General features: G+C 64.8%; 17 protein-coding genes. 6 read left to right on the top strand and 11 right to left on the bottom strand.

What is annotated here, in order from left to right; translation table 11 throughout:
* The first annotated feature begins 40 nt into the window (after nt 1-40).
* Together GEV06_00190 and GEV06_00195 are read left to right on the top strand one after the other, a co-directional pair.
* Nucleotides 41-1,888, top strand: a complete 1,848-nt coding sequence (locus GEV06_00190) for an ATP-binding cassette domain-containing protein (protein ID MPZ16322.1) — start codon at nt 41-43, stop codon at nt 1,886-1,888.
* 96 nt (nt 1,889-1,984) lie between these two features.
* On the top strand, nt 1,985-3,145 hold the full coding sequence (locus GEV06_00195) for a beta-propeller fold lactonase family protein (GenBank protein MPZ16323.1): 1,161 nt from the start codon (nt 1,985-1,987) through the stop codon (nt 3,143-3,145).
* A gap of 64 nt (nt 3,146-3,209) precedes the next feature.
* On the opposite strand, the gene GEV06_00200 is transcribed toward GEV06_00195, so the two are convergent.
* The 3 genes from GEV06_00200 to GEV06_00210 form a co-directional block, all read right to left on the bottom strand.
* A complete protein-coding gene (locus GEV06_00200; GenBank protein ID MPZ16324.1) occupies nt 3,210-4,691 on the bottom strand; it encodes a mechanosensitive ion channel in 1,482 nt (493 codons plus the stop codon).
* Between the two features lie 396 nt (nt 4,692-5,087).
* Nucleotides 5,088-6,179, bottom strand: coding sequence for a DNA polymerase IV (dinB, locus tag GEV06_00205; protein MPZ16325.1), 1,092 nt, complete (start codon nt 6,177-6,179; stop codon nt 5,088-5,090).
* Between the two features lie 51 nt (nt 6,180-6,230).
* Nucleotides 6,231-7,169 (bottom strand): hypothetical protein, encoded by a 939-nt coding sequence (locus tag GEV06_00210; protein MPZ16326.1) that lies wholly within the window; start codon nt 7,167-7,169, stop codon nt 6,231-6,233.
* A gap of 191 nt (nt 7,170-7,360) precedes the next feature.
* On the opposite strand from GEV06_00210, the gene GEV06_00215 reads away from it, so the two are divergent.
* Nucleotides 7,361-7,831: a hypothetical protein gene (locus GEV06_00215; GenBank protein MPZ16327.1), complete on the top strand. Its 471-nt coding sequence runs from the start codon at nt 7,361-7,363 to the stop codon at nt 7,829-7,831.
* A gap of 66 nt (nt 7,832-7,897) precedes the next feature.
* On the opposite strand, the gene GEV06_00220 is transcribed toward GEV06_00215, so the two are convergent.
* The 3 genes from GEV06_00220 to GEV06_00230 form a co-directional block, all read right to left on the bottom strand.
* Complete coding sequence (locus tag GEV06_00220) at nt 7,898-8,737, bottom strand: FCD domain-containing protein (protein ID MPZ16328.1); 840 nt, start codon at nt 8,735-8,737, stop codon at nt 7,898-7,900.
* Between the two features lie 81 nt (nt 8,738-8,818).
* Nucleotides 8,819-10,126: a threonine synthase gene (thrC, locus tag GEV06_00225; GenBank protein ID MPZ16329.1), complete on the bottom strand. Its 1,308-nt coding sequence runs from the start codon at nt 10,124-10,126 to the stop codon at nt 8,819-8,821.
* A 32-nt stretch (nt 10,127-10,158) separates the two neighbouring features.
* Nucleotides 10,159-11,769 carry an NYN domain-containing protein gene (locus GEV06_00230; protein ID MPZ16330.1) on the bottom strand — a complete coding sequence of 537 codons (1,611 nt, stop codon included), beginning with the start codon at nt 11,767-11,769 and terminating at the stop codon, nt 10,159-10,161.
* A 260-nt stretch (nt 11,770-12,029) separates the two neighbouring features.
* Between GEV06_00230 and GEV06_00235 the strand changes: the two genes are divergently transcribed.
* The gene (locus GEV06_00235; GenBank protein MPZ16331.1) at nt 12,030-12,626 is read left to right on the top strand and encodes a methyltransferase domain-containing protein; all 597 of its coding nucleotides are present in this window, start codon (nt 12,030-12,032) and stop codon (nt 12,624-12,626) included.
* A 206-nt stretch (nt 12,627-12,832) separates the two neighbouring features.
* Here GEV06_00235 and GEV06_00240 read toward each other — a convergent pair whose 3' ends face one another.
* Nucleotides 12,833-13,945: a phosphotransferase gene (locus GEV06_00240; protein MPZ16332.1), complete on the bottom strand. Its 1,113-nt coding sequence runs from the start codon at nt 13,943-13,945 to the stop codon at nt 12,833-12,835.
* Nucleotides 13,946-13,953: 8 nt separating this feature from the next.
* Complete coding sequence (locus GEV06_00245; protein MPZ16333.1) at nt 13,954-14,871, bottom strand: nucleotidyltransferase; 918 nt, start codon at nt 14,869-14,871, stop codon at nt 13,954-13,956.
* A gap of 204 nt (nt 14,872-15,075) precedes the next feature.
* Here GEV06_00245 and GEV06_00250 point away from each other — a divergent pair, with 204 nt between their 5' ends.
* Entirely contained in the window at nt 15,076-16,914 is a 1,839-nt protein-coding gene (locus GEV06_00250; GenBank protein MPZ16334.1) for a Na+:solute symporter, read from the top strand.
* Nucleotides 16,915-16,921: 7 nt separating this feature from the next.
* Here GEV06_00250 and GEV06_00255 read toward each other — a convergent pair whose 3' ends face one another.
* Genes GEV06_00255 through GEV06_00265 form a run of 3 tightly spaced genes read right to left on the bottom strand, consistent with a single transcriptional unit; the run spans nt 16,922 to nt 19,460 of the window.
* The gene (locus tag GEV06_00255; GenBank protein MPZ16335.1) at nt 16,922-17,170 is read right to left on the bottom strand and encodes a hypothetical protein; all 249 of its coding nucleotides are present in this window, start codon (nt 17,168-17,170) and stop codon (nt 16,922-16,924) included.
* Between the two features lie 12 nt (nt 17,171-17,182).
* Complete coding sequence (locus GEV06_00260; protein ID MPZ16336.1) at nt 17,183-17,620, bottom strand: hypothetical protein; 438 nt, start codon at nt 17,618-17,620, stop codon at nt 17,183-17,185.
* A gap of 7 nt (nt 17,621-17,627) precedes the next feature.
* Nucleotides 17,628-19,460 carry a hypothetical protein gene (locus tag GEV06_00265; protein MPZ16337.1) on the bottom strand — a complete coding sequence of 611 codons (1,833 nt, stop codon included), beginning with the start codon at nt 19,458-19,460 and terminating at the stop codon, nt 17,628-17,630.
* 79 nt (nt 19,461-19,539) lie between these two features.
* Between GEV06_00265 and GEV06_00270 the strand changes: the two genes are divergently transcribed.
* A complete protein-coding gene (locus GEV06_00270) occupies nt 19,540-20,913 on the top strand; it encodes a glycosyl hydrolase (GenBank protein MPZ16338.1) in 1,374 nt (457 codons plus the stop codon).
* Nucleotides 20,914-20,991 lie beyond the last annotated feature (78 nt).

Below are 20,991 nucleotides of genomic sequence, written 5' to 3' on the forward strand. Positions count from 1 at the left end.
CACGGCGGCGCGCGGATAACCTGAGTGATCGACGCTGATTATGCCTAGTTCCCCGGAGACGAAGAAGCGCATCGACTACCGCAACGCCTGGGAGGAAGCACGCGCGATCATCTGGGCGCGGCGCGCACGCTTGACGCTGGGCGCGGTGCTGATGCTCATCAATCGACCGATCGGGTTTGTCCTTCCGATTACATCGAAGTTTCTCATCGATGATGTCGTCGGAAAGCAGCGCCATGATCTGCTCGTGCCGCTGGCGATCGCGGCGGGTGTGGCAACGCTCGTGCAGGCAGTCACCTCGTTTGCGCTGACACAGGTGCTCGGCATAGCCGCGCAGCGCGCCATCACGGAGCTGCGTCGCTCGGTGCATGCGCACGTCACTCGCCTCCCGGTTCGGTACTTCGACACCACGCAAACCGGCATCCTCATCTCGCGCATCATGAGCGACGCGGAGGGTATTCGGAACCTCGTCGGCACCGGCCTGGTGCAACTGGCGGGTGGCATCGTCTCGGCCGTGCTCGCGCTTGGCGTGCTGTTCTATCTCAACTGGACGCTGACGCTCGCGACGCTCGTCCTCCTTGGGTCGTTTGCCGGCGGCATGGCACTGGCGTTCAAGCGGTTGCGGCCGCTGTTCCGCGAGCGCGGGAAGATCAACGCGGAGGTGACCGGCCGGCTGTCGCAAGGGCTGAGCGGGATTCGCGAGGTGAAAGCCTACACGGCCGAGCGGCGGGAGCAGATTATCTTTGCCGGCGGCGCGCATCGCCTGCTCCGAAACGTCGCGCAGTCGATGACGGGCATTTCACTGACCACCGCGCTCTCCACCGTGGTGATGGGCGTCGTGGGCGTGCTCATGATCGTCGTGGGCGGCCGCGATATGCTCAGCGGCTACTGGACGGTCGGCGATCTGTTCATGTACGTCATCTTCGTCGGCCTGGTGACCGCACCGCTCGTCCAGATGGCGTCGATTGGCACACAGATCACCGAGGCGTTCGCCGGTCTCGATCGCATTCGCGAGATTCGCCAAACCGTCGCCGAAGACGACGGCGATAGCGACCGCGTACGGCTCGAGGATCTCCAGGGAGAGATTGGGTTCGAGGAGGTGTGGTTCGAGTACAAGGAAGGCGTACCGGTGTTGAAGGGCGTGTCGTTCCGGGCGCCGGCCGGCTCGACGACCGCTCTCGTCGGTTCGAGCGGCTCTGGCAAGAGCACGCTGACCAGCCTGGTCATGGCCTTCAATCGACCCTCGTCTGGGCGGATCCTGATCGACGGCCATGACCTGCGCGATGTACAGCTCGCCAGCTATCGCGGCCAGCTCGGTGTCGTGCTGCAAGACAACTTCTTGTTCGACGGTACCATTGCCGAGAACATCCGCTATTCCAGTCCGCACGCACGCATGGATGAGGTGCGGGAAGTGGCGCGTATCGCGCACTGCGACGAGTTCGTCGAGGCGTTCGAGGAGAAGTACAAGACGGTCGTCGGCGAGCGCGGCGTTCGGCTGTCGGGCGGCCAGCGACAGCGCGTGGCCATTGCACGGGCGATCCTTGCCGATCCCAAGATTCTGATCTTGGACGAGGCGACGTCGAGCCTCGACAGCGAGAGCGAGGGCAAGATTCAAGACGCGCTACGCATGCTGCGCCGCGGCCGTACGACGTTTGTCATCGCACATCGCCTCTCGACGATCCGGAGCGCCGATCAGATCCTCGTCATCGAGGATGGTCAGATCATCGAGCGTGGGACGCACGCGGAGCTCTACGTGCGGGGCGGACGCTACCGGCAGCTCCACGACCGGCAGTACGAGTGGGAATCGGACCGGTTCATCAACCCCGGGGAAGACTTCACCCCAGAGCCGGAGAAGATGGAAGCGGCATCACGGGTGACAGAGGCGCTGTAGGGCGGCCCTTCCGGATTCCAAACATAGCTGTGTATAGTTTCACGCGTGTCTATCTGTGCTCATCTCTGGATCAAAGATTCCTTGTGCCCACCGGTGATGTCCTGTCTCATCGGCGTTGCCTTGATCGGCGCATCGCTCTTGACGAATCAGCCGGCCGAGGCCTCGCAAGGCGGTGAGACAACCGGCGAGCTGTTCGTCTACGTCGGCACCTATACCAACGGCGAGAGCAAGGGCATCTACCTGCTGCGGATGGATCCGCGCACGGGACAGCTTTCCGAGCCCACGTTGGCCGCCGAGGCGAAGAGTCCAAGCTTCCTTGCCGTTCACCCGACCAAGCGCGTGCTCTACGCCGTGAACGAGATAAGCGGCAACGACGGCGACCGCCCGGGCGGTGCCGTGAGCGCGTTTGCCATCGGTCCCGACGGCTCGCTGACACTCCTGAACGAGCAATCGTCCCGCGGAGCAGGCCCATGCTTCGTGGCCGTAGACGAGGCGGGAGCGCACGTGCTCGTCGCGAATTACGGGGGCGGCAGCGTTGCCGTGCTGCCTATTGACGAGGATGGTCGCCTCGAATCAGCCTCTGCGACCGTGCAACACGAAGGATCGAGCGTCGATCCGAAGCGGCAGCAAGGGCCGCATGCCCACTCCATCAATCCCGACCCAAGCAACCAATTCGCGTTGGCGGCGGACCTAGGGCTCGATCGCATCCTGGTTTATCGGCTCGATGCCACGGCAGGCACGATTACACCGCACGATCCCCCAGATGCCCGAGTCGAGCCTGGGGCCGGGCCACGGCATCTCGCGTTCCACCCCAACGGCCGCTTTGCCTACGTGATGAACGAGCTCCAGTCGACCGTGACATCCTTTGCCTGGGACGCGGCGGAGGGCACGCTCGAGGCTCTGCAGACGCTGCCCACGTTGCCAGCCGATTTCAGCGGCACCAACCATACGGCCGACGTCCAGGTACATCCGTCAGGCCGCTTCGTCTACGGATCGAACCGTGGCCACGACACCATCGCAGTCTTCGGCGTAGACGAAGCAAACGGGCGTCTCAGCCCGGTGGAGCATCGAGCCAGCGGCGGTAAGACGCCACGCCACTTCGGCATCGATCCCAGCGGCACCTATCTGCTCGCCGCCAATCAAGATTCCAACTCGCTTGTGGTTTTTCGCATCGACCAGCAAAGTGGCCGACTCGCACCCACTGGCACGCAGGTCGAAGTCCCTTCACCAGTCTGTGTCAGGTTCGTACGCCGGTAGGGTGACTCGGTGACAGGGTGACTCGGTGAGTTTCACCCTGTCACCCCCTCACCCCGTCACCCTGTCACTCGGGCCGGCGTACGGATCGAACCCACGACTCGACCTCTCGGCCAGCGGCGTCTCGTGCACCAAGACCAAACGCCAAGGCCACCGCCACGGCGATGGCCCCCACGAGGAGCCCAAAGGCGAGGTTGATGATCTCGTTGGCGAGCCCCATCTGACGGAGCGCCATGGCGCCCGCCAGCACGAGCACCGCCACGCGTGCGGCACTGGCCAAGAACCGCGCGTTGGTCACGTTGCTGTCTCGGATCACGTTGGCCGCCAGGTTCGCGAGGTAGAGCCCGACGCCAAACACGACGAGGCCGAGCAAGATGTGGCCGCCCAAAACGATGAACGACGACAGCAACGCTTGCAGTTCCGTGAAGCCCATCAGCCCCGCCGCTTCGATGGCAGCAAACAGGAGGATGGCGACGAGAATCAGCTGCCCCACGATGGTCGAGGGCTTCCGCGTGGGGGCTGCGCCCGCTTGCCCGACGACGCCGAGCTTGGCCAGGAAGTTATCGAAGCCAACCGCAGACAGCGTTCGGGCGACCAGCTCCGCTATCACACGGCCGATCACGTACGAGAGCACGATGACCAGCGCCGCGCCAAAGATCGCTGGCACGGAGCTCAACAGCGTATCGAGCATGTTGCTCGCCGGGCGAGTGACCGCCTCGAGCTGGAGAGCATTGAGCGCAGCAATAGCAACCGGGAGGAGCACCAGAACATACACCACCGTGCCGATGGCCCCGGAGACCGACGTGCCACCTAGGGCTTGCTGCAACCCGTGGCGCTCACCCAAGCGGTCGACGCCAATCGCCGCGAGCAGGCTCGACACGATGCGGCGGACCAGGTGTGCCACGAACCAACCGACGCCAAGCACCAGCGCCGCCGCAAGGATGTTCGGCAGGAAGGCGAGCGCTTTGTTGAGCATGCCCTGGATTGGTGTCAGCAATCCGTAGAGCTGCAGCGTGCTCAGGATCGCTGGGAGGAAGAGCAGCCACACGATCCAGTAGATGGCTTCGCCCAACGTCTGGCTGAGAGGGGGGCCCCCTTCTACGGCGAGTCGTTGGTCAGCACCGGTCGCAGTCAACGCGCGCGTGACGATTGCTCGCGCGATGGCGGCCAGCACGGCAGCGACGATGAGCAGCACCAGCACGCCCAGGAGCCGGGGGGCGAACTCGGTAATCTGCTGCAGCAGGGCGTTGAGTGGCTCGGTGACGGCCGTGAGCTGCAGGGCCTGGAAGAAGGCCATGAGCACGAACAGCATCACGCCCCAGAAGACGATCTGACCCAAGTACCGCTCGATAGGCACTTTCGCGCCGCGGGCGCCGAAGATCCATCCGGCCAGCTTGTTGTCGAAGTCGGTACGTTTCAGCAAGCCGCGCACGATTCCGGCCGCGATTAGGGCCACTAGCCAGCCCACGATGAGAATAACCAGCGCGCCAAGCACGCTGGGAAGAGACGCACCCACGTGCTCGTTGAACCGGTCCATCATGTTCTGCATCAGGTTGGTCCTCCTTTCTGCGATTGTGCCGAAAAGGGATACGCCGGGCCGTTGCTCGGGCCAAACACACCGCCACCGGCTCATCCGTTGCGTCTAACTGGGAGCATACTGTATCAACTGCCTGTCAAATCAGCAGTTTCGACTCAACTATACTCTTCATACCCTCGCGACGTCCGCCCCGTTGCGCGGCGCGACCCCCGTCGAGCAGCCCGGGAGCACCCCTGTACATTTCGGCCGTCGCACTCTACCAATCCAGGTCGTCAGTACCCTTGACACCCGAGCGCAAATGGGGCGTTGAACAAGCCGCACGTCGGCAGCTCAGCACTGAGGACCGGGGACGACAGCGCCCAAACCGCGGCCCGCCCAGCACTTCAGACCCTCTGAGGCTGTCCAATGTCACGTGTCACTGTCGAAGGGGAGGCGTGGTGTGAGGTCGTCGGTACGTGTGGGCCCCCAGGGTGACTCGCACAGATTGTGCACGCTCACGCCGAGGAGGCGCACCGGCCGTACGCCCGCGTCCGTGCGATTCAACAGGCTCAGGGCGCGGCTGACTATCTCTGGTTCGTCACGGGAGGCCGGGCTCGCGGTGCTGCTGCGGGTGATGGTCGTGAAGTCGTCGTACCGCACCTTCAGGGTGACGGTTCTGGCCCACAGGCTCTTTCGCACGAGCCAGGTGGCGCTGTGGCGCGCCATCGCTGCAACCTCATGTTGAATCTCAGCAAGGCTCGTGAGGTCCGTGGCGTACGTGTTCTCTGAACCGCGCGACTTCAGGGGACGGTTGGGCTCAACCGGCCGATCATCGATGCCGTGCGCCAAGCGGACGAGCGACTCCGCAAACGAGCCAACGCTCTCATGGAGGAGCTCAGGGCGTGCGGCACGCACGTCCACGAGGCGACCGATGCCGCGCTCGCGCAAGCGACGAGCCGTAACGGGGCCAACACCCCAGAGGGCTTCGATCGGGAGCTCACGCAGGAACGCCTCGACACGCTCCGGGGCGATGACCGTGAGGCCGTCGGGCTTCTTCCAGCCCGACGCGATCTTCGCGAGAAACTTGTTGGGCGCGGCGCCTGCCGACGCGGTGAGCCCGGTGACGTCGCGGATGTTCGCCTTGAGCCGGCGTGCAACGTTGGATGCGAGCGGCTCGTCCCAGGTGTTCTCCGTGACATCGAGGTATGCCTCGTCGAGCGAGAGCGGCTCGACAAGGGAGGTGACGCTGCGGAAGATTGCGAAGACCTCACCGGAAACCGTGCGGTACTTCGCAAAATCAGGTGGGACAACAATGAGGTCGGGACAGAGACGGAGGGCGCGCGCCGTCGGCATCGCCGAAGCGACGCCAAACTTGCGTGCCTCGTAGCTGGCCGCGCAGACAACGCCCCGCCCGCTCGGGCTGCCGCCCACGGCCACGGGACGTCCGCGCAGCGTGGGGCGATCGCGCTGCTCCACCGACGCGTAGAAGGCGTCCATGTCGATGTGCAGAATGCGCCGCACTTTCCAGGATTCCCGACTCCTGATTCCTGAATCCTGAATCCGAAACCTGATTCAGTTCTTCACAGTCACTTCCAGCGGTGCCGCCAGCGTCGTCGTCACGCGAGATCCGGAAGGGAGACGTACTTCCTGGCCGCGAGTGGCGAGCACCGCGCCGCCGCCGGCAGCGGCGCCTGCTGCTGCGCCGATCGCCGCACCTTTCCCACCACCGGCGATCGCGCCGATCACACCACCAGCGGCCGCCGGGACGGCGACTTTTTGCGCGTCCTTCTTCGTGGTGGCCTTCGCTTGTCGCGCGACTCCTGCCGTGCGGATATCGTAGCTCTGTTCGCCGATGACCAGCGTGTGAAAGCGAATGCCAAGGTGAGCGACGCCCTTCACGCGGCCCGAGCGTTGCACCTCGGAGACGGTCCCGGAAACGACGGAGCCTTCGGGAATGACCGTCGTGCCCTCGACATCCACGGCGCTCGCGAGCCGTGCATCGACCGGGTCCTCTACCTCGCTCGTGTCCGATGCTACCGCGCCCGTCAAAACGAGCGGCAGGGAGGTGCCGTCGGGCACCGTGATAACGCGGGTGAGCGGAACGGCAGGTGCGGAAGGTGCCGGGCTGGCCGTCTCGCGTGAATCGCTACGGGCTTCACGACCGGCCGGTGCCGTATCGGGGCGGTCGGTCGTCGCGGTACGCGGCTCGCTGACCGAGTCCGACGCGCTGGGGCGATTCGTCCTCTCGGCGTCGGGCTCCGGTGCCGGTGCCGGTTCTGTCGCCTCGCCGGTCGCCGGCGCCGTGGCCGCATCCGGCGCATCGTCATTCGCCAGGCGATTGCCGGCCGTCGGTGCAAACGTCTCGTCGGCCCCCGCCGCCTCGGTCGGCGCCGGCCGTCCCTCCTCGGACCGCGCGGGCCGTTCCGGCTCCGCCGTCCTCGTGCAGGCGCCAGCCATTATGACGAGGCCGCCGCACAGCAGGCTCAGGCCAATATCGCGAATGCTACGCATCAGTTGTCCTCTCTGCGCCGCATGTGCGCGGACGCCTTTCCCAATCCTGTGACGATGAGCTGCAAGCGTCGTGCCGGCCGACGTACACTATCCTGACGGAGCCGCCTTCGCGTTGGCGGACGGATCGCAACGCTGACCATTGTGCAATGACGGAGACACCGAATTCCCGACCATCTATTCTCTGGAAGCAGATGACCGCTGCGCAACGGCGTGCCGCGGCAGATGCGTTCTGGCGCGAAGACACCCCTTCAGCCGAGCAAGCCGAAGCCGTGAGCCTCATCGCCGAGCGGCTGCATTTTCGGCCAAAATCGGTGATGGGCATGCCGCTCGAGCGCCGGGTCCGCGCGCTCGCGTCGGCGAGCGCGCTTTCGGAAACGCTTGCGGCCAGCTTGTTGGTCGCCTATCACCTGGCGTCGCAGCGCCCGATGATGTCCACGTTTCTCGATGCGCTGGGCATTCCACACGAGAATGGTCTGATTGCAGAGGATGTCACGCCGCAGCTCGACGAGGCGCGGCTCGACGAGGCCGTCGGGCAGGTTCGTGCGTCGTTCCCTCCGGAAGACGTCTCGCTCTACTTCGCCACGCTGTCGATGCAGGATCCCGATAGGTGGAAGGTCCTGGCGCGCTTTCAACAAGATCAGAAGGCGGACGAAGGTCGGTGATGCACCTGTCGTCTGCCGACGTGTCTCATGAGCGAGCTCCTCAGCCGCCGGACAGTGAGAATCCGGCTACGTCTCTTCGGATATCTGAGCCTGCCAACTTTGCTGGAGGTGCTCGTTCATCAGGGCGCGCGCGGCTGTGGTGTCGCGTTGGCGGATGGCCATATAAATGCGCCGATGCATCTCGGCCGATTCTTTGAGATCTCGCGCTCGTGCGACCGTTTCTCGCCGCCGCTTGTAGAAGACGGCGGAGACCATCTCGACGAGCGAGGCGAGGATGGGATTGCCGGACGCGGCCGCCACGGCTCGATGGAAGCGGATGTCGTGGACGAGGAAGTCGTGTGGGATCTCGATCGAGGCGAACATACTCGTCACCTCCTCCGCGATAGCGGCGAGGTCTTCGCCAGTGGCCCGCTCTGCGCTCAGGCCGGCGACGCCCACCTCGAGCAACCGGCGCGCCTCGAACATCTCATCGCGGCTGAAGCCATGTAGCGTCGCCAGGTAGCGAAGTGGCTCGCTCTCGAGCATCGGCGGTCCGTCCACCACGTAAGTGCCCGAGCCGTGACGCGACTGAATCACGCCCATGGTCGCGAGCGCGCGCAGGCCGACCCGCACGCTCGACCGACTCACACCCGCTTCCACGGCGAGCTGTCTCTCCGGTGGCAGGCGATCGCCCGGCTTGAGCAGCCCTTGTTCGAGCAGCACTCGCACGTGGTGCACGACGCGCTCGGACGCGCTGGGCACAGCATCCTCGAGGGCCGCCTCCGCGTTCTGTGCTCCGGGGAACCCAGGTGCCTCCGCGTCCTGCGAGTCGGTGCGCCGAGCCGAAGCAGCGCGAAGGCGGGGCCTGCCCGCTGAACGGCTGGCGCGACGCGCGGTCGGTGAACGGCCGGGGCCAGGCGCGTCCATGAACTCTGACATGCCAGCAGTTGTATCACATTCACTGTGGCCTCAGACCAGGCTGAGGTCCAGGAAGGCTGCGGGGCCGAGCTACTCGATGGCGCGTCTCACGGCGTCGTAGTCGTTTGGCAATTCGATGGGTGTGTTTGCATACCGCGGTACGACATTGTCCAGGGCGCGCTCATGGTAACGCTCCTTGAACTCGGTGAACTTGAGACCATTGGCCGTCGAGATCACGACAACCCGATCGCCTCGATCGATCTCTCCACGAGCAACGAGCTTTTCCAGCACCGCCAAGGCGACACCCGTGTGGGGACAGTTGTACATGCCTGACTGATCCGCGCGTGCCGCCGCGTTGGCGAGCTCCTCTTCGGTGGCCTGCTCGACGATGCCGTCATATTTCTCGAGGGTGCGGATCGCCTTCTGAATCGAGACGGGATTACCAATCTGGATGGCCGACGCGAGCGTGGGCTGCGCGACGACCGGTTCGAACTGCCAGCTGCGCTGAGAGGCGAGATACAGAGGATTGGCGGCGGCCGCCTGCGCGACGACGATGCGCGGTCGCTTGCGGATCAGCCCGAGCGCCTCCATCATGTCGAAGCCAGCGCCGAGCGCGCTCACGTTGCCCAGGTTCCCGCCTGGGATGATGATCACCTCCGGGACCTCCCAGTCCCACTGCTGGACGATCTCGATGGCCACCGTCTTCTGGCCTTCGAGACGCAGACTGTTCATGGAATTGGCGAGGTAAACCCCTTCTTCTTCGGCCAACCGCTTGACGATGGCCATGCAGCCATCGAAGTCCGTGTCGAGCGCCAGCACCGTGGCGCCGTTCGCCAGCGGCTGAATCAGCTGCGCCACCGACACGCGTCCCCTCGGCAGAATGACGATGGCCGGAATGCCCGCCGCCGCCGCGTAGGCGGCGAGCGAGGCGGAGGTGTCGCCGGTCGAGGCGCACCCGACCGCGCGCACCGGCTGGCCCAGCGCGATCATGTAGCGCACGACCGACACGAGAACGGTCATGCCGAGATCCTTGAACGAGCCGGTGTGCGAGTTCCCGCACTGCTTCACCCACACGTCTTCGAGGCCGAGCGCACGGCCGTAACGCTCGGCCCACAGCAGGTTGGTTCCGCCTTCGTCCATGGAGACGATGTGCTCGTCGGGAAGGCCCGGGCACACCCACTCCTTCTTCCCCCACACGGACGATCCGTAGGGCCAGGCCGTTCGCTTGTAGCGGTCGTCGAAGAGCCGCATCCAGGCGGCGGGTGAGCGATCTCCCAGCGCCGCGAGATCATGGGCGACTTCCAGCAGATGCTGGCAGTGAGGGCAGCGATAAATGGGCTGCGTCAGCGGATACTCACCGGGGCACCCGTTGATGCAGCGAAAGGAAGCGCGATACATCGTTGGAAGAGCCGTTGACGAGAGACGTCGCCCTATGACCGGCCCGGCTCGGTCTGGGGTGCCTTTCGCGCTCGCTTGCGTGTGGTCGTCGTCTTTCGCGCACCGCTCGACGGGCTTGCAGCCTTGTCCGCCGAAGCGCGAGGCGCGAAGGCGGAAGCGCCAGCCGTCGACGTGGCGCGTGTGGGACGTCGAGCCGTCTGCTTGCCGACGCGCGTGCGACGGGCCGTTGGCTTCCGCGTGGGTTCCTCCTCCATGGACGTCCCGCCGGCATCGGGTTGCGCCTGCTCGCTCGGCGGGGCCTGCTCAGCGCTCTCGAACAACCCGGTTTGCTCGCGCTCGCTCCGCTGGTCAGGCTCTGCAGAAGTCTCGCGCTCGTCGACGAGCGGCTCCGGTCCGGGGGCGCCTTCTGCCTCCTGTTCTTTCACGTCTGGGGCACCGGCGGCTGTAGTGGCCGTCGACGGCTGTTGGAATAACGCACCGGGATAAACCCGGATGACCCCTTGCCGGTCACGGTCGAGACGGAAGAGGCCTTCGCGTTGACCATAGCGCAGCGCGTCGACAATGCCCCCGAAGCCGTAGCGGCGCTCGTCGAAGCGCTCTTGCGTCGACCGGAGAATCTGCTTCACCTGGCGCACATAGAGCGGCCAGCGTTGTACGGCCCCGGGGCGCAGGAATGTCTCGCGCAAGATCGTGAAGCCGTCGGCTTGGGTGCCCGCTGGCGCGCCGTTCTCACTGACGGGACCTCCCTCCGTGCTCTCGCGAGGCTCGGTTTGCGCCACGCTGTCCGCCGCGACCTCTGGGGCATCCGACGCGCTCTCAGCGCTTGCCGCGTCGGCGTCTCCAGACGATTCTTGCTCCTTCAGCTCGACGTGTAGGCTCCGGTCCGTGCCCTTGAGTGTCACGTGGCCGCCGCGCGCCAGCCGCTCGGCGAAGTCGCGGAAGCTGCTGACGCCGTACTCCCGCTCGGAGAACGTCGGGTCGAGCTGGAGCAGCGTGCTCTTGAGGACGCCAAGCTGAGGCGTGACCTCACGATCCGCGAGAATCTTGAGCGCGCGCTTGACGAGCGGCATGCCCTCCGCGGGGTTCTTGACCGGCCCCCGCCGAGCGCCCGGGCGGCGGTCACGCGTCACGTTCTCGTACGCGATGAACTCGTGGCAGTTGCGCTGGAGGATGATGCTCGTGAACTGGCGCCCGCCGACCACCATCACCTTGCGATCGTACTGTTTCAGCTTTTCGACCAGGGCCATGAAGTCGCTGTCGCCACCGACGATGACGAATGCGTTGATGTGGCTGTGCGTGAACGCCATTTCGAGGGCGTCGAGGGCGAGGTTGATATCTGCGCCGTTCTTGTCGCCACCGGGGGTCAAGCTGCGCTGGACCATCTGGATGCCATGCTGCGTCAGCTCCCGGCTGTAGTCGCCTGCGCGCGTCCAGTCACCATAGGCAATCTTGGTTGCGACCTCCCCGCGCTCCTTCACGGCTTCGAGGACGGCGCCGGGGTCGAAACGGCCACCGAGGGTGGTTTTGACGCCGATCTCGATGTTGTCGAAGTCGATGAAAACGGCAATCTTCAGTCGTGGTTCCGGCAAGCGGGATGTCCTTTCACACCGGTCTGTCGGGACACCAGCGTCGCTGGTGTCCATCTATTGGCAGCTGATCATCGGGCGCATGTCGTTGGTTCGGCAGAGGAAGGGATCGTCTCCTCCTCCTAACCGACAGCACGCGGCCGGAGCACAGACCGTCTCCTTCACTATACGGGACCGTCAGCCCTCAAACAAGCGGATGAGGTTGTATTGCCTGGTTCGCACACCTACAGTTCTCTGCTAGACTGACGCGGTTCCGCAGGCGCGCACGGGGTGTGCGCACGAGCCCGTGCCCCCGTTCAGCGATCGAGGAGACGCTCATGCAACAGCGATGGTCAGTCGTAGGGTTTGGTTTGGTCCTGATGGTGTTAATGGTGCAGGCGGAATCCCGCACGACGGCACTGAGTCTGCCACAGGTGGCGGCGCCGCCGGCGTCCAGTGAGTCGGAGAAGAGCGAGCCGGATGTCATCTTCGTTCCAACTCCGCCCGAGGTCGTGGAGGCGATGCTCAAGACCGCCAACGTGACCAAAGACGATGTGGTCTACGACCTCGGATGCGGCGACGGCCGCATCGTCGTGGCTGCCGCTCGTGACTTTGGCGCGCGCGGCGTCGGGATCGACATCGACCCACAGCGCATCAAGGAGGCGAACGAGAACGTCCAGGCCGCCGGTGTCGAGGATCGCGTCGAGATCCGGCAGGACGACTTGTTTGGCACCGATATCAGCGAGGCGACCGTCGTCACGCTGTACTTGCTCCCAACGCTCAACGTGAAGCTCATGCCAAAGCTGCAGAGCGAGCTCAAGCCAGGCACGCGGATCGTCTCGCACTCGTTCGACATGCAGGGGGAATGGGAACCTGAAGAAGAGGTCGAGGTAGACGGCCGCAAGGTGTACTACTGGACCGTTCCGGAGAAGTAGGGAAGGAAGGGATCAAGGGATCAAGGGATCAAGGGATCAAGGGGCACGTTGGTTCGAGCGTATAGGGCGTGCGCCGTCGGACGCTGGGCCCAACACCGACCATCACCTCCGACTGCCGAGTCGACCCCTAGATCCCTAGATCCCTAGATCCCTAGATCCCTAGATCCCTAGATCCCTAGATCCCTAGCCCCCTTGCCCTTTCCGGCCTACCCCAGCCGCTCGATGATTCGGTCCATCGTATCGAGTTGTGCCTCCATCGATTCCACCATCTTGAACTGCGTGCGGGCGCGGTCCACGTTGTGATCGGGACGCGACGTCTTGAAGTAAACGTCGCCCTGCAGGTAGTCGGTCAAGAATCGAAGACCGTTCTCGAGGGTGATGAGCCTGGCACCCACAGTGAGCGATTCTCGTTCAGGTGGCGTGAGGAAGGCACCTGCGGTGGACAAATAACCTTCCGCGAGCGCCTCGAACATGTCCATGCGTGCGCAGACTTTGTCGAGGTTCTGCTCGTCTTCGGCGGCTGCCGCCGTCGCGGTTCGCACCAGGTCGCCAAAGTCATACGCCGCAAGTCCCGGCATGGTTGTGTCGAGGTCGATCACACAGAGCCCTTCCGACGTCTGATCGTCAATCATCACGTTGTTGAGCTTCGTGTCATTGTGCGTGGTACGTTCTGGGAGCTCGCCGTGAGCTTGCCGTGCCAGCAGCGCATCGATACCGGCCTCGCGCGCGTCCGCGAACGCGATCTCGCTGGCCACCCGCGCCGCGCGGTTGCAGATGTCGGCGTCGATCGCCCGCTGCAGAGCGCCGAAGCGCCGGCGCGTGTGGTGGAAGTGCGGAATGGTCTCGTGCAGCCTGACGCCGGGGAGGTCGGCGAGGAGCCGTTGATACTCACCGAAGGCTCGCGCCGCGGCCCGCGCCTGCCGGTCCGTCTCGATGACATCGTAGGTCCGCGCGCCCTCGATGAAGAGATACATACGCCACACGGCGCCTTCTTCGTCGATGACGTAGGGCTTGCCGTCCGATGAGGGGACGAGGGTGAGGACCCGTCGCGAGATATCCCCGCTGCCGTTGGTGGAGAGTCGCGCGCGGGCATGAGCGGTCACGCGCGCGACATTCTCCATGAGCGGAATGGGTTGCCTGAAGACGTCGTGATTGATGCGCTGCAGGATGTAGCGGACTGGTGCGCCCGACTGGTTGAAGGTGAGGGCGTAGGTTTCGTTGATGTGGCCGCTGCCGTAGCGAGGGGTGGCGAGGCAATCGCCGTACACTTGGAACTGGCTGATGACGGTGAGGAGACTATGTTGGACGTGCGCGCGCATCAAACAGGTCAGCTCCAGAGCGGGGAAGGGTAGCGGCCGGCCTCGACGAGGTGCTGGATGGCTTCCATGACCAGGGGCTTGTCTTCCCGGTAGGTCACGCCGAACCAGGACGCGGAGGTCGGCAGCACGTGCACGCGCGCCCGGTTGCGGGCAATGAGCGTATCGACCGCCGCCGGAATATAGCATTCGGCCGTGAGATCCGCACGGCGCGCGCGCAGGAAGCGCTCGAAGATCTCGGCAAGCTGTGCGAACACCGACGGCGCGAAGCCCCAGAAGTTGAGCGAGACCACCTCGTCACCGGTCAGCTCGACCGGGTGTGCGGGATCCTCGCGGTTCTCGACGCGTCCGTCCACTCGGACCACCTTCGTCATCTCGCGCACCGACCGCAACAAGCCCTGCCCGTTGGTCTCACACACGCCGCGCGCCACGCTGCCGTGGGCGGAGAGCGTCTGCCGGAGCTGGTAGCCGATCATCGCGTAATCGGCGACGGCAGCGGGCGACTGCTGCGATCGGGTGACGAGGAAGTCGTGCATGATCCGGTACGATTCACGCCCGTAGAAGTCGTCTGCATTGATGACCGCGAACGGTTCGTGGATGATATCGCGTGCCGCGAGCACCGCTTGCGTCGTCCCCCACGGCTTCTCACGTCCGGGCGGCACCTCGAAGTCGGACGGCAGATCCTCCAGTGTCTGGAAGGCGTAGTCGACTCTCGTCTGGCTCGCATACCGCTCGCCGATCGTGGTGCGAAACAGGTCGGCGAACTCGGGCCGGACGATGAACACGATACGGGCAAACCCTGCGCCGATCGCATCGAACACGGCGTAGTCCATGACGGTCTCCCCGTGAGGCCCCATGGGATCCAACTGTTTCAGGCCACCGTAGCGACTGCCGATGCCTGCTGCAAGAATGAGAAGAGTCGGGTTCATACGGACACAGGAGACGATACAGGCAAGTGCGTAGCGCAGGGCTTTAGCCCTGCCGCCGTCTGGCCCACGCCTCGCTGGCAGGCCTGAAGGCCTGCGCTACTGTTTTTGACCACTGAACTTGCGCCCGTCACGCGTTCCCGAGAATAATGCGCGAGCTACGCATCTTCAAGCCTTGAATGCGCTGCGACGTGGCTGGGGTCTTCGATGCAACTGCAGGCGATTGATTGGCTCATCGCGCTCGGATCCGTGGCGATCTGCTTCGTTCCGGCACTGTTCTTCGGCCGGCGGTCTGGCCGCAGCACGTCCGAATACTTCGGGTCGGGTCGGGCGGTGCCCTGGTGGCTTGCCGGTATCTCGATGGTGGCCACGACGTTCAGCAGCGACACACCAAATCTGGTGACCGACATCGTGCGCCGGCAGGGCGTCGCCGGGAACTGGCAGTGGTGGGCGTTCACGCTGACCGGCATCGCGACCGTGTTCTTCTACGCGCGGCTCTGGCGTCGATCCGGCGTCCTGACGGATCTGGAGTTCTACGAGCTTCGCTACTCCGGTACAGCGGCCAGCGCCGTCCGGGGGTTCCGGGCCGTCTATCTCGGCTTGTTGTTCAACTGCTTGATCATGGCGACGGTCAACCTGGCGGCCTGCAAGATCGCCGGCGTGCTGTTTGGACTGGCGCCGTGGCAGACGCTGATGTTCGTCGGTCTCCTGAACGTGGCGTTCGCGGCGCACTCGGGTCTCTGGGGTGTGCTCGTCATCGACATGATCCAGTTCGGGATCATGATGACCGCCGTGATCGCCGCGGCGTACTTCGCGCTCGGGCTCCCGCAAGTGGGTGGTCTCGACGGTTTGGTGACCAAGCTCTCCGCGATGGAAGGTCCCGGCGGCGTGCACTATCTCAACCTGCTGCCAGACTTCACCAACACGTGGGACATCGCGCTCGCAGTGTTCGTCATGCCGATCGCCGTGCAATGGTGGGCCGTGTGGTACCCGGGCTCGGAACCAGGCGGTGGAAGCTACATTGCGCAGCGCATGCTGGCCTCGAAGTCGGAGCGAGACTCGCTCGGGGCGGTGCTGTTCTTCAACCTCGCCCACTACGTGCTCCGGCCGTGGCCCTGGATCATCACAGCGCTCTGCTCGATCTTGGTGTACCCGGAGCTCTCCGACATCCAACGGGCTTTTCCCCACCTCGACCCGAGGCTGCTCGGTCACGACATCGCGTACCCAGCGATGTTGAAGTTCCTGCCCGCCGGCTTCGTGGGATTGATGGTTGGAGGCCTCATAGCGGCCAATTCGTCCACGATTCTCACACATCTCAACTGGGGCGCCTCGTATCTGGTGCACGACTTCTACCGTCGGTTCATCCGGAGAGAGGCGGACGAACAGCACTACGTGCGCGTGGGGCGCATCACGACGGTGCTGTTGTTTGTGTGTGCTGCCGGCCTCACGTTCGTCCTGGACACCGCCAAAGACGCCTTCGACATCATCTTGCAAGTGGGGGCCGGCACCGGATTGCTCTATCTCGCGCGTTGGTTCTGGTGGCGCGTGACCGCCTGGTGCGAGGTCGTCGCCATGGTGAGCTCGTTCGTGATCTCGGTGCTCCTCATCGGGCTCGCGCGTTATGATGTGCTGCAACCCTCGACCTTCATCGGCTTGAAGGACATCAACCTGCTCATCACCATCGCCGTGACCACCGTCTGCTGGGTGCTGACCGCGTATCTCGGTCCGCAGACCGATCGTCAGACGCTCGTCGAGTTCTACCGAAGAGTGCGCCCGGCGGGGCCCGGTTGGGCGCCCATTCGCCGGCTCGCCGGCATCTCGAAAGAGGAGGCTGCACGCACAGGAGACGACTTGCCGCTGGCGCTCGTCGGGTGGGTCGCGGGCTGCACGATGACCTGGTCGGCGCTCTTCACCATCGGCAACTTTCTCTACGGTCGCATGGGATACACGATCCCGTTGGGCCTCGTGGTCCTCGTCAGCGCTTCCGTCCTGTTGTACGTGGTCAACCGCCTCTGGTCATCGCCACTCAAAACTCAACACTCATAGCTCACAACTACGTGAGCGAGATCGCTTCGTCGACGAGCATGACAGGAATATCATCGCGGATAGGATAGAGGTAACGGCCGTCCTCCCGAACGAGACCTTCCGTCAGGGCCTCGGTCACGGCTTGGCCGCTTCGATTCTTCAGCGCGCCTGCCTCGATCCGCTGGTTCAGCGCGCCGATCTCTTCCGCCGTCGCTGGCCGTACCGGCGTCTTGTCTTCTGGGCACACGAGAATCTTGAGTAGCTCATCGTCGATCATTGCAACCTCCACTCACACCGTGACCGTCTTCTGCACGACGAAGATGTTGTTCTCCGTCTCCTGAATGGACACCTCGATCGTGTAGTCGACCTTGTGTTCCGGGTACTTGCGACGAATCAGCTCGACGACGTGATCGAAGACGTAGTGCGTGACGTTCTCGACGCTTGGTCCCTTCCCGGGCAGCACCACAACGCCTTCCGGCTCGAACTGGTCTTGATCCAAGAACGCCTGGTCTTGCGACGTCGCCAGCATCTTGTGGTCCAGGAAGCGCATGATTGCCTTGATGTCGCCGAAGTCGAGTGACATGTCGAGATCGTCGCGCGGGAACGCTTCCGTCGTCACGGTGACCGTCCCGCGCCAGGTGTGACCGTGCACGAACCGGCACTTGCCTGGATAACCGAGCTGACGGTGGCCCGTGTGAAATTTCGTATGGACGATGACCTTTTCCATGTCTAGATCATTCTACCCGGATGTCATCGAGCCACACCGTGCCGCGCGTGCCAGGACGCGTATTGACCGTGTCGACGACCAGCAGCAATGACTGCAGCTCCGCGGTGGGAATGCGCGGCGGAGCATCCGCCACTGGACGAAAATCGTCCAACCGAACGGTGACCTCGCGGGCGGTGGCATCGAGGTACACCGAGCGTGTCCAGCGGTCGCCAACCTCGCCGGTTGGCTGTCGCACCTGCACCGACAGCCGCATCGGCCTGCTCGCCCGCGCCCGGAATCGAAGCAGACGCCAGGTGTCGACCCGCTTCAGCGCGTCGGTTGCCGCCGCGGCGAACTGGCTCGCGCGTGGTCCCGGCCCAAGGGCGTACTCGAAGGTCAGTCCCTTGCCGGCGCCGCCACGCCCGACGCGTCCCGCGGACCGAGCGTCGTGCTCGACGTGCCACTTGACCTTTCGCGTGCTGAGGAGGACGGGCCCCCGAGAGCCGGTGCCGGTGCCGGTGTCAGCGCCCGCCCGCCCAGCGGGCGTGCCGCTCGCCGTTCGGCCTGGTACGTCCCCCGATGCCTGCGATCGCCGTGGCGGCTCCCGAACGAAGATCGGGTTGCTGACGATCCACGGGATGGCCGGCTCCCTACGGCGGCGTGGCAACCAGACCTCCGCACGGTACACCGCCGGATGCCCGCTCGCACGATACGTGAGCACAGGCGCCGGGCCATCCTCGATGAGCCGCCCGTTCTCGAACAGCCGAAGGCGCGTGCCGGCCGGTCCGATCGCGCGAGCCTTCACCTCCAGTGGGCTGCCTGCCGAGATCTCGTCGCCCATGCGGACGCCGACAGTACCCCGCGACGCGGTGAGGTCGAAGCGAGCCGGCGCTGCGAGCGCCGTGATGGTCGAGAACATGTGTCCGCGGCGCAGCGCGTCCAACAGGCGACGGCCATCCTCTGGGCCGGACCCAGTGAGCGGCCGGTCGAGCTGGACCTGTAACGCGAAGAGTTGAAACGAGCTTTCGTACGACGGCGCGCGGAGTGTGCCCGGCATGGAGAACGAGCGCACTTCCAGACGCCTCCAGAGCCGCGCATGCGCATCCGCCGCCGCAAACGCCACGACCCGCCGTGTTGCTGCCAGGCGATCCCACCGTGCCAGGAGACGTTCTGGGTAGGCCAGCATGGTCATGAGTGTGGCGGCCGGGCGATACGGATAGCGAAGGAAGAGCAGCGCGGTCGCTGGCCACGACTCGTCGCGCCACTCGCTGTCGGCGTTCAGCCATTCGAGGCCGTCGATCGGGACGCTCCAATCGGTCCAGGCGAGGTTTGCCTTGCGGGAGTCGGGATGCGCCGCCACACCGAATCCCCCGAGCCGCTGTACGTCCTCGGCGACGTCGCGTGCTTCGCCCGCCAGCGGATACGGCGCCGCCGGTAGATCGAGGGCAACATAGTGTCCGTGAGCCGTGCTGATCTCGACCGCATCCAGAACCAGCACGCCGTGACTGTACCTTGGGGGATCCGGCCCCCGCGTGGCGTCACCGTGATCCGTGAGAACGACGAACTGCAGGCCCGCCGAAGCAGCAGCGGCGGCCACCTCGTTTACCGACCCGCTGCCATCCGAGCGGGTCGTGTGGATATGATAGGCCCCAGCAACGGTGGCGGGCAGCGTTTCTGGAGACCAACCTGGGTTGCCCTCGGCCTGCCGCCCTTGTGAATCCGTGAGGGCCCGCCCGTCGAGCAGGCTCAGGCCGAGCTGGCCCAGGTCGCGCGGGTTTGGCGGCAACGTGAGGATGACGACCGCGAGGCCGGCACCCACCGCGAGCAGCAGTGCTCGCAGCACGTAGAGCAGCCGTCGCATTGCCCGCATTGTATCGGGATTCAGGAATCGGGAAACAGGGAACCTCGAACTGCTAACCTTGAACCTCGCCCCTCGTCCCTTGCCCCTTGCTGTGCTCGCGATCGTCGCGCTTGTGGGCGCCACTGGTTCCAAGCCGGCGGCCGGCACCCAATCGCGCCACCGCATCGTCCGGGTCACGCCCGCGGATGTGCAGAACCCCGCTGAGGTCTCGGTGGCCATCAACCCGACCGATCCAAACAACTTCGTCGTCTCGATGTACGCGCGTGGGCCGAAAGAGGGGCCGCGCGTGACGAACCGCATCTCCGTTACCCGTGACGCAGGGCGCACGTGGCAGGGCGCCGCAGCGGCCAATCCCGAGAAGCGCGTACAAGGAGACGACGCGGTATTGTTCGACGGCGATGGCCGCGCGTTGCATAGCTACATCTCGTTCGAGGGCATTCGCGCGCCGCGCCCCAGCCGCGCCGTCAACGGGATCTTCGTACGACGATCAGACGACGATGGCCGGACGTGGGGACGACCGGTGGCGGTCGTCGATCATCGCAACACGGTCACGCCATTCGAAGACAAGCCGTGGCCCGGCATTGATCGCGTCAGCGGGTCTCCGCATCGGGGCAACGTCTACGTCGCGTGGACGCGCTTCGACGAGTACGGCAGCAAGGATCCGGAGTGCCGGACGGAGATCCATTTCAGCCGTTCGACCGACGAGGGCAAGACGTTTGCGATGCCCTTTCGTATCTCCGACGATTCCGGAGACTGTCTCGACAGCGACAACACGGTCGAAGGCGCTGTGCCGGCGGTCGGACCGCACGGTGAGGTGTATGTCGCATGGAATGGCCCCAAGGGGCTCATGTTCGACCAATCGGAAGACGGGGGCCTGACGTTTGGACGAGATCGCCAGGTCGCGATCACGCCCGGTGGGTGGGACATCGACATCCGCGGGATTGCCCGGAGCAACGGCATGCCTGTCACGGCCGCGGATGTCAGCGATGGCCCGCGGCGCGGGACGATCTATGTGAACTGGATCGATGAACGAAACAGTGATCCGGATGTGTTCGTCGTCTCGTCCACCGATGGCGGTCACACGTGGAGCGCGCCCGTCAGAGTCAACGATGACCCTGCGAAGAACGGCGCCGCGCAGTTCTTCACGTGGATGGCGGTCGATCCAATCGACGGCTCGGTCAACGTCGTGTTTCACGATCGGCGCGGGTTGAAGGGCACTCAGACACGCGTGACGCTCGCCCGCAGCGTCGATGGTGGCAGAACGTTCGTCAACCACGCCCTGGATCTGGCGCCGTTCGAGTGCAACGAGAACGTGTCGTTTGGCGACTACAACGGCATCGACGCGTACAATGGCCGTGTGGTGGCCGTGTTTCCTCACTTCATCGAAGAGGAGGCGCTCGCCGTGTCGGCCGCTGTCTTCGACTTCGCGCTCGGCACGCAGGAGACGCGCTGAGGATAATCGCTGTCGAGCCCGACCTAAAGGTCGGGCCTACACCTTGGCTGTTCCGTGCGCCAGACCTAAAGGTCGGGT

This window comes from Luteitalea sp. (genome assembly GCA_009377605.1).
In the GTDB taxonomy this organism is placed as follows: domain Bacteria; phylum Acidobacteriota; class Vicinamibacteria; order Vicinamibacterales; family Vicinamibacteraceae; genus WHTT01.